Origin of the sequence: Methylobacterium crusticola, assembly GCF_003574465.1 — a bacterium.
Lineage (GTDB): Bacteria > Pseudomonadota > Alphaproteobacteria > Rhizobiales > Beijerinckiaceae > Methylobacterium > Methylobacterium crusticola.
Genome location: NZ_QOWC01000025.1, coordinates 1 through 12,071 on the forward strand (window position 1 = coordinate 1; position 12,071 = coordinate 12,071).

Here is a 12,071-nt window from a genome sequence, read left to right on the forward strand (position 1 = left end):
CCCGCGTCCGGTCCGGGATACGACCGCCCGCGCTCGCGGCCAAGCTCTAAAGGCCGCGGCGCGCGCGCCGCGGCGTCCAGAGCGTGGCCGGGCGCGGACGCGCGGCGAGGCCGGCGCGCCCTGCGGCCTTTAGGCCGCCGGCATCCCGGCCCCGACCCAGGCCGCGGTCTCCTCGAGGGCCAGGGCGAAGCGGGCGACGAGCTCGTCCACCTCGGCCTGCGTGATGATCATCGGCGGGCAGAACGCGACCGTGTCCTGGATCGCCCGGACGATGAGGCCGTGCGCCTGGGCGCGCTCGAACAGGTGGAACGCCACCCTGCCCGGGGGGTCGAACTTCGCCCGGCTGGCCTTGTCGGCCACGATCTCGACCGCCGCGATGAGGCCGACGCCGCGGACCTCGCCGACGAGCGGGTGCTCGGCGAAGGGCGCCAGGGCCTGCTGCAGGCGGGCGCCGGAGCGGGCCGCGTTGGCGACGAGGCCGCGCTCCTCGATGATGGCGAGGTTCTCGAGCGCCACCGCGGTCGCGACCGGGTGGCCGCTGCCGGTGAAGCCGTGGCCGAAATTCCCGATCGCCTCGCTGTGGTCGGCGAGGCCCTGGTAGATCGCGTCGCTGAACAGGACGGCGGCGAGCGGCTGGTAGGACGAGGTGATCTGCTTGGAGACCACCATCATGTCCGGCCGGATGCCGTAATGCTCGCAGGCGAACAGGGTGCCGAGGCGCCCGAACCCGGTGATGACCTCGTCGGCCACCACCAGCACGTCGTGCCGGCGGCACACCGCCTGGACCTTCTCCCAGTAGGTGCGGGGCGGCGGCAGCACGCCGCCGGCGCCCATCAGCGGCTCGCCGATGAAGGCCGCGACGGTCTCGGGGCCCTCCTCCAGGATCACCGCCTCGAGCTCGGCGGCGAGCCGGTCGGCGAAGGCCTCCTCGCTCTCGCCGGCACGGGCGTGGCGGTAGGCGTGCGGGCAGGTGACGTGGCGCACGAAGGGCAGCGGCAGGTCGAAGCCGCGCTGGTTGGTGGGCAGGCCCGTGAGGCTCGCGGCCGCCACGGTGATGCCGTGGTAGCCGCCCTGGCGGGCGATGAACGTCTTCTTGGCACTCCGCCCGAGGGCGTTGTTGTAGTACCAGACGAGCTTCACCACCGTGTCGTTGGCCTCCGAGCCCGAGTTGGTGAAGAAGACGTGGTCGAGCCCCTCGGGCGACAGGCGCACGAGCCGCTCGGCGAGCAGGATCGAGGGCTCGTGCGCCTTGTGGGTGAAGGTGTGGTAGTAGGGCAGGCGGCTCATCTGCCGGGCGGCGGCCTCGACCAGCCGGCCCTCGCCGAAGCCGACGCCCACGCTCCACAGGCCCGCCATGGCCTCGATGTATTCGCGGCCCTGGTCGTCGTAGACGTGGATGCCCGCGCCCCGCTCGATGATCATCGGCCCGACGCGCTCGTGCCGGCGCGCGTTGGTGTAGGGGTGGAAGTGGTAGGCGACGTCGCGGGCGTGCAGCGAGTTCGGCAGGACGGTCATCGGCTCTCGATCCGGGTTCGGGGGCGGCGCGCGGCCGGGGCTGGTCAGCCGGCGGCGTAGACGGTGCGGGCCTGGGCCTCGGTGATGAAGCCGTCGCGCAGGTCCTCGCGGACCCGGTCCGGGTCGCGGGCCTGCGGCGGTCCCCAGCCGCCGCCGGCCGGCGAGCGGATGCGGATGCGGTCGCCCGGCGCGATCGGGACGTTGGCGAACTTGCTCGGCGAGACCTTGCCGAAGGCCTGGCTGATGGTGAGCCAGTCCGCGCTGCCGGCCCGCTGCATCAGGAGCTCGGCCCGCGCTCCCGGGTGGCCGCCGTGGACGCCCCAGGGGCTGACCTTCTGGCGGTCGCTCATGTAGCTGAAGGTCATCGGCGTGTCGGTGCAGCGCACGGTCTTGGAGAGCGCGAGCCCGCCCCGGAACGTGCCCGGCCCCCCCGAGCCGTCGACGAGCCGGAACTCCTCCACGTGCCAGGGGAAGCGGTACTCGAAGACCTCGACCGGGATGTGCGGGCAGTTGCCGTTGATGCCCCCCACCGCGTCGTTGCCGTCCGCGAAGCTGCGGCCGCCCCAGCCCACGGGCGTCAGGTCGTAGCAGCAGAAGAACTCGCCGCTGCGCGGGTCGGTGCCGCCGAACAGGAAGTTGCTGTGGCTCGCCCCGTCGGTGGCGGCCGAGCGGGCCTTGAGGCCGGGCGCCAGCGCGCCCATGACGCAGTTGGCGATGCGGCAGTGGGTCTCGGTGTTGCCGCCGACGGACGGCCCGGGGAAGTCCACGTTCACCACGGAGCCCGGCGGGGCGAGCACCCGGATCGGCCGGAAGCAGCCCTGGTTCTTCGGGATCGTCGCGTCGGTGAGCTGCAGGATGGCGTTGTAGGCCGCGCCGTGGGCGACCCCGAGGGTGCCGTTGATGGGTCCCTTCGCCTGGGGCGAGGAGCCGTGGTAGTCGACCACGATGTCGGAGCCCGCGACCGTCACCTCGGCCCGGATGGTGTAGGCCCGGTCCTCGATGCCGTCGTCCTCCATGCAATCCTCGAAGACGTAGCGGCCGTCCGGGATCTTCTCGATCTCGGCCCGCATCCGGCGCTCGGCGTAGTCCATCAGCGCCGCGACGTTCTCGCGGAAGGCCGCGACGCCGTGCTTGCGCACGAGGTCGGCCATGCGGCGCTCGCCGAGGTCGATGGCCGCGATGAGGGCCCGGAAATCCCCGTAATTGTAGCGCGGCGTGCGCACGTTCGCGAGCAGCAGGCGCCAGACGTCGTCGACGTCCCGGCCGGCCCGCTTGATCTTGACCGGGGGGACCCGCAGGCCCTCGTGGAACACCTCCGTGGCCTCGCCGGCGAAGCCCGCCGGCGCCATCCCGCCGACCTCGCAGACGTGGCCGATCGCCACCGCGAAGCCGATCAGCGCCCCGTCCACGAAGACGGGCTTGAAGAAGGTGTGCTCGGGCGTGTGCAGGCCGCCCCGGTAGGGGTCGTTGTGCACCAGGACGTCGCCCTCCTGGAGCTCGGCGAGGGCGATCTCCTGCACGCAGGAGCGCAGGAGGAGCGGCATGCCGCCGATCATCGAGGGGCAGAAGTCGCCCGTGGCGACGAGCTCGCCGGTGGGCAGCGCCAGCCCGCAGGTGAAGTCGAGGGATTCCGAGAAGATCGTCGAGTAGGAGGTGCGCATCAGTGTCACCCCCATGTCGCGGCAGATCGAGACCAGGATGCCGCCGACGATGTTGAGCGAGACCATGTCCATCGGGTGCTCCTCTCAGGCCGAGATCAGGAGGTTGCCGTACTGGTCGACCGCCAGCGACTTGCCCGGGTCGAGCACCGTGACGGAGGCGGCCTCCTCGACGAGGGCCGGGCCGGCGATGGCGTGGCCGCAGCGCAGGTCGGCGCGGGCGTAGACCGGCGTCTCGACGAAGCCGCGGGCGAACCAGACCGGGCGGCGGGAGCGCGGCTCGGCCGGGCCCGCGGCCTCCGGGACGACCGGGAAGTCGAGCGCCCCGGTGCGGGCGATGCCGGTGACGAGGAAGTTCACGATCTCCATCGGGTCGTCGAGGCGGAAGCCGAAGCGGGCCTCGTGCTGGGCGTGGAAGGTCGCGAGCAGGCCCGCGATCTCCGCGTCCGTGAAGGCCTCCGCCTCGGTGGCGATCTCGAGCTCGTAGTTCTGGCCGAGGTAGCGCATCTCGACGCTGCGGCGGATCGCGACCTCCCGGTGGCCCTGGCGCGCCAGCTCCGCCCGGCACTCGGCCACGAGGGCGCCCATCGCGGCGGCGGCGCGCCCGCGGTCGAAGGCGCGCGAGGTGAGCTGCACCGTGCGGTAGCGGTCGACCCGGGCATCCGCCATGGTGAAGCCGAAGGCCGAGAACTGGCCCGGGAAGCACGGCACCAGGCCCCGGGGGATCGAGGCCTCGCTCATCAGGTCGGCGACGTGGGGCGGACCGGCGCCCCCGAAGGCGACGAGGACGAAGTCGCGCGGGTCGAGGCCCCGCTCGGTCAGCACGGTGTGGAGCGCCCCCACCATGGTGTTGTTCGCGATCCGCACGACCGCGAGGGCCGCCTCCTCGACGGCGAGGCCGAGGGCGGCCCCGAGCGGGGCCACCGCCCGGCGGGCGGCCTGCGCGTCGAGCGCCATGGCGCCGCCCAGGAAGTTGCCGGCCGCGATGCGGCCCAGCACCACGTTGGCGTCGGTGACGGTGGCCAGGGTGCCGCCGCGCCCGTAGCAGGCCGGGCCCGGGTCGGCGCCCGCGCTCTCAGGCCCCACCACCAGCATCCCGCCGGCGTCGATCCGGGCGATCGAGCCGCCCCCCGCCCCGATGGTGCGGATGTCGATCATCGGCACCTGGATCGGGCGGCCCCAGGCGATCTCGAAGTCGGTGGTGAACTTCTCCTGGCCGTCCACCACCGTCGAGACGTCCGTGGAGGTGCCCCCCATGTCGAGCGTGACGAGGTTCGGCAGGCCGAGGCGCTCGGCGACGCGCTTGGCCGCGATCACGCCGCCGGTCGGCCCCGAGACGGCGATCTGGATCGGCTGCTCGACGGCGGCCTCGAGGCTCATCTCGCCGCCGTTCGAGCGCATCACCACGAGGCCGGCGGCGACGCCCTCGGCGTCGAGCGCGCGGCGCATCGTGCCGAGCTGGCGCCCGACCACGGGCTTGATGAAGGCGTCGCAGAGGGTGGTGGAGGAGCGGAAGTGCTCCTTCCACTTCGGCAGCACCTCGTAGGAGATCGACACCGGCACGCCGGGCAGGCGCTCGGCCAGGATCGCCTTGACGCGCTGCTCGTGGGCGGGGGCGAGGTAGGAGTGCAGCAGCACCACGGCGACGGCCTCGATCCCGCCCTCGTGCCTCAGCCGGTCGGCGAGGGCCTCGACCTGCGCCTCGTCGAGGGGCTCGAGCACGTCCCCGGAGGCGCCGACGCGCTCGTCGACCTCGTGGGCGTCCCGGCGCCGCACGAAGGGCTTCGGCTTGACCCAGGCGAGGTCGTAGTGGTGGCGCCGGTTGCCGCGGCCGATGAAGGGCACGTCGCGGAAGCCCCGGGTGGTCACGTAGGCGACCCGGGCGCCCTTGCCCTCGAGGAGCGCGTTCGTGGCCACCGTGGTGCCGAGGCGGATGCCCCGGATGCCGGCGATGTCCCCGAAGGTGCGCAGGCCCGTGATGATGCCCCGGATCGGGTCGTGGGGCGTCGAGAGGTTCTTCCAGGCGCTCAGGGTCCGGTTGGCCTCGTCGTAGGCCACGAAGTCCGTGAAGGTCCCGCCGATGTCGATGCCGAGCCTGTAGGCCATCGCGTGCTCCTCTGGCTGCGTCACGCCCCCGCGTAGTCCACCGGGGTCGCGTGCCAGCCGGCGGCGCGCTTGGCCCAGAAGGCGTCGTGGAGGCGCCGGTAGACCGGCCCGGGACGGTCGTTGCCCAGGATGCGGCCGTCGATGCGCGCGGCCGGCATCACGCCGCCCGCGGTCGTGACGAGGATGATCTCGTCGGCGTCCCGCAGCTCGGCCGCCGCGACGGGCCTGACCGCCACCGGCAGGCCGAGCTCGCCGCAGAGCGCGATCACCGAGTCGCGGGTGATGCCCTCGAGCACGCCGGCGTCCGGCGTCGCGAGGCGGCCGCCGGCGACCAGGAAGACGTTGAAGCCCGGGCCCTCCGTGACGTGGCCGTCCTCGTCGAGGAGCACGCAGAAGTCGGCGCCCCGGTCGTGGGCCTCGAACTGGCCGCGGGTGAGGTCGGCCCAGTGGAAGTTCTTCGCCCGCGGGTCGACCGAGCGGGCCGGGATGCGCAGGGTCTCGGCCACGACGAGGTGGGCGCCGCGCTCCATCACCTCGGGGCGCACCAGGGAGATCCAGGGCAGCGCGAAGGCCGCCAGGTAGTTGCGGGCATGGGCCGGGTGGTAGGGCGCGCCCGCGGGCGGGCGCCCGCGCAGGCAGTCCATGGCCACGTAGGCGTCGCGCAGCCCCGCGAGCGCCACGCAGCGGTGCAGCACCGCCTTGATGGCCGCGTCGCTCTCGGGCGGGCGGAGGCGGAAGGAGTCCATCGAGGCGCGGAAGCGCCGGACGTGGTCGTCGAGGCGGAAGAAGGCGCCGTCGCGCACGCCCACCACGTCGTAGGTCACGTCGGAGCGGCGGTAGCCCCAGTCGGTGATGGGGATCGCCGCCTCGCCGACCGGCATGAAGCGGCCGTCGATGTAGGCGGCGCCGGCCGCCCAGGGGGACGCGTCGGTCATGGATTGTCCTCTAGGAGGCCGTCTCGGGCCGCGCGGCGAGGTCGACCGGCGGGGCGGCGGGGGCGGCCGGCCCGTCCGGGAGGAGGGCGAGCTCGCGCCCGCGGCTGAGGCCGTTCGGGCGGAAGATCAGGATCAGCGCCATCACGAGGCCGAGCCCGATCTCCTGGCTCCCGGACGGCAGGGCGAGGGTGCGGCCCCCGACGGACAGGCCGCGCTCGAGGAGGCGCAGGGCCTCCACCACCGCCGTGACGGCGAGGACGCCCGTGACGGCGCCCGTGAGGCTCGCCTGGCCGCCGACCACCAGCATGGCGATCGTGATGAAGGACAGGCTGAGGTAGAACGGGTCGACCGTCAGGATGCCGAGGAACTGGGCGTAGAGCCCGCCGCCCATCCCGGTGAGCGCCGCGCTGAGCACGAAGGCGACGAGCCGCACCCGCACGATCCGCACCGCCGAGGCGCTCGCCGCGACCTCGTCGTCCCGCGAGGCCCGCAGCATCAGGCCGAAGCGCGAGACCTGGAACAGGTAGGCGGCCAGCACCGCGAGGCCCGCGAAGGCGCAGGCCGTCCAGGGGCCGACCACGGTCGGGATCCCCACGATGGAGCTGACGCCGGCGGTGACCGAGTCCCAGTTGGCGTAGACGCTGTTGACGATGATCAGGAACGCGAAGGTGGCGATGGAGGCCGCCGTGCCCGACAGGCGCATGATCGCGAGGCCGAGCAGGAACGCCACCAGGGCCGGCAGGGCGAGCGCCCCCAGGATCGCGGCCCAGAACGGGAGCTGGTTCTCCTGGAGCACCGCCGGGAGCCCGGAGAGCATGATCTGCTTGAAGGCCGGCTCGGCCGTGGACCAGGCCGCCGCGTAGGCGCCGATGCACATGAAGCCGACCTGGCCGAACGAGATGATGCCGGAATTGCCGATGAAGACGGAGAGCCCGACGACGACGACCACCCGGATGAACATCTCGGTCAGGGTCACCTGCACGGCGTCGCCCCCGGCGAGGCCCGCGCAGGCGACGAGCCCGAGGACCAGGATCAGGAGGACGGGCGTCTGGTGGCGGGCAAGGCGGCGCATGGGGCTCCTCAGACGCGCTCGACGGCGCTGCGGGCCGGCACGAGCCCGCTCGGGCGCACCAGCAGCACCAGGATCACGAAGGCGAACGCGAAGGCGTCCCGGAAGGCGCGCAGGTCCGGCGGCAGGTAGGCCTGGAGCATCGTCACGATGAGGCCGATGGCGAAGCCCCCCACCACGGCGCCGACGAGGCTGCCCATGCCCCCGACCACCACCGCCACGAAGGCGAACAGCGCCAGGGGCACGCCCATCGTGTGGCTGAGCGAGCCGGACTGGGTCGTGTAGAGCAGCGACACCACGCCGGCGAGGACGCCGCTGATCGCGAAGGCGAGGCCGATCACGAGGTTGCCCCGCACGCCGAGGTACTGGGCCATGCGGAAATCCTCGGCCGCCGCGCGCATCTGCACGCCGTAGGGCGTCCTCTTGAGGAAGAGGGTCAGCCCCGCCATCAGCACCAGGGTGACGACGAGCGTGATGAGCTGGAGCATCGGCACCCGCAGGTCGCCGATCAGGATCTGGCTGTTGGCCGCGCTCCAGAGGTCGACGGCCTTGGGCCGCGAGCCGTAGGCCATGAGCACGCCGTTCTGGATGATGTAGCTCACCGCGAAGGAGGCGATCATCAGGGTCGGCGAGGAGGCCCGCCGCAGGGGCCGGAACACCAGGGCGTCGGTGAGGAGCGCCGCCACGATGACGATGAGGCAGATCGCCGGGATCAGCACCGGCCAGGGCCAGCCGCCGATGAGCAGGCGCGCGGTCACGTCCGCCGAGGGCACGATCAGCGCGTAGGCGCCCACCGTGATGAAGTCCCCGTGCGCGAAGTTGATCAGCCGCAGGATGCCGAACAGGAGCCCGATGCCGAGCGCCACGAGGGCGTAGAGGCTCCCCAGGCTGACGGCGTCGACGAGGTTCTGCAGGAACGGGATCACGCGGGCGCCTCCGCCGGTTGGGCCGCCCGCTCGCCGAAGCCGAAATAGGCCTGCCGGATCGCCTCGCCGTCCCGCAGGTCGGCGGCCCGGCCCTCGAGCTGGATCCGGCCGCCGCGCATCACGTAGATGCGGTCGGCGTGCCGGAGGATGCGGTTCGAGCTCTGCTCGTTGATGAGGAGCGTCAGCGCGGCCTCCCGGCGCAGGTCGAGCAGGATCTCGTAGATCTGGTCGATGATCTTGGGCGCGAGGCCGAGCGAGGGCTCGTCCACCAGGAGGAGGCGGGGCCGCGTCATCACGGCGCGGGCCACCGCCAGCATCTGCTGCTCGCCCCCCGAGAGCCGCCCGGCCGGGCCGTGCAGGCGCTCGCCGAGGCGCGGCAGCAGGGAGAGGATGCGCTCGCGGTCGGCCCTGGCGGCGGCGCGGTCGCCCCGCAGGTGGCCGCCGATGGCGAGGTTCTCCGCGACCGTGAGCGTGCCGAAGACGTGCCGGCCCTCCGGCACCAGGGAGACGCCCAGGCGGGCGATCCGCTCCGGGCGCTCGCCCAGGATGCTGCGGCCCGCCAGGCGAACGTCGCCGGCATGCGGGACGACGCCGCCCGCCACCGCCGCGAGGGCCGTCGACTTGCCGGCCCCGTTCGGCCCGATGATGCAGACGACCTCGCCCTCGGCGACCGACAGCGAGACGCCGCGCAGGGCCACGAGGTCGCCGTAGCGGACCTGGATGTCCTCGACGGAGAGCAGCGCCGCCATCCCTACGCCTCCAGGCCGAGATAGGCGGCCATCACGGCCTCGTGGCGCTGGATCTCCTCCGGGGTGCCCTCCGCCAGGGTGCGCCCGCCGTCGAGGACGTGGATGCGCCGGCTGATGCCCATGACGACCCGCATGTTGTGCTCGATCAGCAGCACCCCGCAGGTGAAGGTGCGGGGGATCGAGGCGACGAGCTCCATCAGGTCCTCGCACTCGGCGTCCGACATCCCGGCGGCCGGCTCGTCGAGGAGCACGAAGGCCGGCGAGAGCACGAGGGCCCGGGCCATGCCGAGCCGGCGCTGGTCGGTGTAGGCGAGGGCCCCGGCGGGCAGGCGCTCCTTGTCGGAGAGGCCGATCCAGTGCAGCAGCGCCCGGGCGTGCTCCTTGGCGGCGCGCAGGCTGAGGCCGAGCCCCGCCCCCGTGACCTCGACGTTCTCGATCACGCTCATGTCGCGGAACAGCCGCCCGGCCTGGAAGGTGCGGGCGACGCCGCGCTGGCGGAACTGCGCCGCGCTCCAGCCCGCGGTGTCCGCCGCGCCGAGGAGCACCCGCCCCTGCGTCGGGCGCTGGAAGCCCGTGAGGCAGTTGACGAGGGTCGTCTTGCCGGCACCGTTGGGGCCGATGAGGCCGAAGACCTCGTGGCGCTGGAGCGCGAGGCTCACGCCGGAGATCGCCGCGAGGCCCTGGAAGCGCACCGAGAGCCCGTCCACCGCGAGGGCGGCGGCGTTGGTCAGGCCCCGGTCGACGCCGCGGGCCGCCGGCTCGGTGTAGGCGTGCTGCATCGGGATGGGTGTCCTGGCGGGGGGTGCGCCGGCGCATGGCCGGCGCGGGGCGCGCTACTTCTTGAGGCGGTAGAGCACCGCGTCGGGGATCGTCTCCGTGATGGTCCACTCCTCGACCGGGCTCTCCTTGTCGTCGGCGTACGACACCACGATCATCGGCATCCGGGTCTGGATGTGGAGCTTCGGCGTGAAGGTGCGGGGCCCCAGGATGGTCGGGGCGTTGTCGGACTTGTTGAGCTCGGCCACGACCTTGGCGGCGTCGGTCGTGCCCGCGCTGGTCACGGCCTTCGCCCAGAGGTCGAGGTAGGCGTAGATCGGGTAGGCGTACTGGGTCGTCGGCGGCTTGCCGTACTTCCTGGCGTAGGCGGCGGTCAGGTCGTTCACGGGCGGGCGCGGGTCGCTGACCGTGAGGGCCTGCACCGGCAGGTAGAAATCCTTCAGGCCCGGCGTCGAGTTGAGCCAGTAGGTGCCGTCCATGGCGGTGGCGCTGAACACCGGCAGGGCGATGCCGGCGGCCCGGAGCTGGCGCACGGCGCTCGCCGCGCCCGGGTTCGTCGAGCACAGCATCACGTGATCGACGCCCGCGGTGCGGACCGCGTCGTTGAGGCGCGTGATCTGCGAGCTGATGGTGGGGTCGAGGCCCTTGAAGGTGTCCTGCCCGACGATCTTGCCGCCGACGGTGGGGAAGTTCCACTCGTAGCCGGCGCAGACGGACTTGTTGTACTCGATGGTCTCGTCGACCAGCATGTAGCCCTTGCGCACGCCCTTGCGGGCGTAGCCCCAGCCCGCCATCACGGCGCCCTCGAGCTGGCCGGCGTTGTTGGCCGTGAACGCGTAGGGCCCGACGCCGAGGACGCCCGCCTTCGGGTCGGAGGCGCCCATGAAGACCGAGACCACCCCGGCCTTCTGGGCCTGGAGGGCCGCGGGCGCGCCGTAATCGTAGTCGGCGGAGACGAGGAGCAGGTTCGCGCCCTGGTCGATGAGCTGCTTGCCGACCTTGGCGCCCTCGACGCGGTCGGTCTTGGTGTCGGCGGTGACGACCCGGATCGGCTTGCCGAGGAGGCCGCCCTTCCCGTTCGTCTGCTCGATCCAGAGCTGGGCCATCTTGGCGGCCTCGCCGTCATAGGCCTCCATCCAGCCCGAGAAGGCGACCGCCAGCCCGATGGTGATGCCGTCGGCGGCCGCGACGGGCCGCAGCCCGAGGGCGAGGGCGCCGGCCAGTACCGCGCCGATCACTCGTTTCGCTGTCACGCTGTCCTCCTGCCGCATGGCCGGATGCGCCGGCCGCCGTCGTGGGCTCGATTGGCAGCGCCCGGCCGGATCGCCGGACGCCCCGGCGGTCCGGCCGCGCTCAGGCCCGGGCGTCCTCGGCCCGACGGCGCGCCTCGCGCTCCGCCTCCCAGGTCACGCACCAGTCCGAGCAGTAGGTCCGGCCCTGCGCGGTCACCGTGTCGGGCGCCTCGTTCGCGGGCTTCTCGTAGAGGAGGATGCCGCAGTTCGGGCACTTGGCGTAGCTCTCGACGTAGAGCCGGTTGGGGGCGAACTTCATGCCCGCGCCCTCCGGACCGCGCCCGCCCGCTCGTCGGCCTCCCCCGGGGGCTCGCCGCGGCCCGCCCGCCCGTACATCCGGTGGACGAAGGCCCAGGTCGTCTCGAGGTGGTGGCGCATCGCCGCGACCGCGCGCTCGACGTCGCCCGAGGCCAGGGCCTCGACCACCGGCAGGTGGGCGAGGGCGGAGTGCATCGGCGGCTCGCGCTCGAGGTCAACGTAGGCGATGAGCATCTGCACCTCGGTGTCGATGCCCTCGTGGGCGCGCAGGGTCTGGCGGTTGCCCGACAATTCGCAGATCCGCCGGTGCAGGGCCATGTCGGCCTGGTGCAGGTCGGCGAGGCGCCCGCCGCGGGCCGCCGCCACCATGCGCTCGACGAGGCGCGCGAGGTCGTCGTGGTCCCCCGGCCGCATCCGCGGCAGGGCCTGGCGGACCGCGAAGGATTCCACGCAGATGCGGAACGAGAACACGTCGTCCACGTCCTGCGGGGTGAAGCGGCGCAGGAAGTGCCCCCGGCGCGGCGCCGAGACCAGGAAGCCGCGCTGCGCGAGCCCCGAGACCGCCTCCCGGACCGGGTTGCGGCTGATGCCGAGGGTGCGCGCCAGCTCCGCCTCGTTGATGCGGTCGCCGGGCCGCAGGCGCCCGGACGTGAGCGCCTCCAGAAGATAATGGCGGACCTGATCGGACAGGCTCAACGTGTCGATCAGCCTCTGCACGGCACATCTCTCCGGCGCTACCTGCATGAACGGTCTTCCTCGTGCGGGCGTTGCGACGCTCAGACGGAT

At 73.0% G+C, this 12,071-nt stretch carries 11 protein-coding genes; all 11 read right to left on the reverse strand.

The features are described from left to right. Window positions 1-129: 129 nt before the first annotated feature. The 11 genes from DT057_RS13975 to DT057_RS14025 all read right to left on the reverse strand — a co-directional run bounded on the left by DT057_RS13975 (window position 130) and on the right by DT057_RS14025 (window position 12,002). A complete protein-coding gene (locus tag DT057_RS13975) occupies window positions 130-1,515 on the reverse strand; it encodes an aspartate aminotransferase family protein (protein ID WP_128562712.1) in 1,386 nt (461 codons plus the stop codon). A gap of 44 nt (window positions 1,516-1,559) precedes the next feature. Continuing rightward, window positions 1,560-3,248: a hydantoinase B/oxoprolinase family protein gene (locus DT057_RS13980; RefSeq protein ID WP_128562713.1), complete on the reverse strand. Its 1,689-nt coding sequence runs from the start codon at window positions 3,246-3,248 to the stop codon at window positions 1,560-1,562. A 12-nt stretch (window positions 3,249-3,260) separates the two neighbouring features. Beyond that, window positions 3,261-5,279, reverse strand: a complete 2,019-nt coding sequence (locus DT057_RS13985) for a hydantoinase/oxoprolinase family protein (protein ID WP_128562714.1) — start codon at window positions 5,277-5,279, stop codon at window positions 3,261-3,263. Window positions 5,280-5,299: 20 nt separating this feature from the next. Next, window positions 5,300-6,214, reverse strand: coding sequence for an aminotransferase class IV (locus tag DT057_RS13990; RefSeq protein WP_128562715.1), 915 nt, complete (start codon window positions 6,212-6,214; stop codon window positions 5,300-5,302). A 10-nt stretch (window positions 6,215-6,224) separates the two neighbouring features. Then, window positions 6,225-7,286 carry a branched-chain amino acid ABC transporter permease gene (locus DT057_RS13995; protein ID WP_128562716.1) on the reverse strand — a complete coding sequence of 354 codons (1,062 nt, stop codon included), beginning with the start codon at window positions 7,284-7,286 and terminating at the stop codon, window positions 6,225-6,227. Window positions 7,287-7,294: 8 nt separating this feature from the next. Next, complete coding sequence (locus DT057_RS14000) at window positions 7,295-8,209, reverse strand: branched-chain amino acid ABC transporter permease (RefSeq protein WP_128562717.1); 915 nt, start codon at window positions 8,207-8,209, stop codon at window positions 7,295-7,297. Next, a complete protein-coding gene (locus DT057_RS14005) occupies window positions 8,206-8,958 on the reverse strand; it encodes an ABC transporter ATP-binding protein (RefSeq protein WP_128562718.1) in 753 nt (250 codons plus the stop codon). Before DT057_RS14005 ends, DT057_RS14000 begins: the two co-directional genes overlap by 4 nt. Window positions 8,959-8,960: 2 nt before the next feature. Then, on the reverse strand, window positions 8,961-9,737 hold the full coding sequence (locus DT057_RS14010) for an ABC transporter ATP-binding protein (protein WP_128562719.1): 777 nt from the start codon (window positions 9,735-9,737) through the stop codon (window positions 8,961-8,963). 54 nt (window positions 9,738-9,791) lie between these two features. Then, complete coding sequence (locus DT057_RS14015; protein WP_162501406.1) at window positions 9,792-10,988, reverse strand: ABC transporter substrate-binding protein; 1,197 nt, start codon at window positions 10,986-10,988, stop codon at window positions 9,792-9,794. Between the two features lie 100 nt (window positions 10,989-11,088). Then, window positions 11,089-11,286, reverse strand: coding sequence for a hypothetical protein (locus DT057_RS14020; RefSeq protein ID WP_128562721.1), 198 nt, complete (start codon window positions 11,284-11,286; stop codon window positions 11,089-11,091). Next, entirely contained in the window at window positions 11,283-12,002 is a 720-nt protein-coding gene (locus DT057_RS14025) for a GntR family transcriptional regulator (protein ID WP_162501407.1), read from the reverse strand. The genes DT057_RS14020 and DT057_RS14025 overlap by 4 nt, the downstream gene beginning before the upstream one ends. Window positions 12,003-12,071 lie beyond the last annotated feature (69 nt).

Coding starts and splice junctions, on each gene's coding strand:
- DT057_RS13975 (WP_128562712.1), bottom strand. CDS start 1,515: ATGACCGTCCTGCCGAACTCGCTGCACGCCCGCGACGTCGCCTACCAC.
- DT057_RS13980 (WP_128562713.1), bottom strand. CDS start 3,248: ATGGACATGGTCTCGCTCAACATCGTCGGCGGCATCCTGGTCTCGATC.
- DT057_RS13985 (WP_128562714.1), bottom strand. CDS start 5,279: ATGGCCTACAGGCTCGGCATCGACATCGGCGGGACCTTCACGGACTTC.
- DT057_RS13990 (WP_128562715.1), bottom strand. CDS start 6,214: ATGACCGACGCGTCCCCCTGGGCGGCCGGCGCCGCCTACATCGACGGC.
- DT057_RS13995 (WP_128562716.1), bottom strand. CDS start 7,286: ATGCGCCGCCTTGCCCGCCACCAGACGCCCGTCCTCCTGATCCTGGTC.
- DT057_RS14005 (WP_128562718.1), bottom strand. CDS start 8,958: ATGGCGGCGCTGCTCTCCGTCGAGGACATCCAGGTCCGCTACGGCGAC.
- DT057_RS14010 (WP_128562719.1), bottom strand. CDS start 9,737: ATGCAGCACGCCTACACCGAGCCGGCGGCCCGCGGCGTCGACCGGGGC.
- DT057_RS14020 (WP_128562721.1), bottom strand. CDS start 11,286: ATGAAGTTCGCCCCCAACCGGCTCTACGTCGAGAGCTACGCCAAGTGC.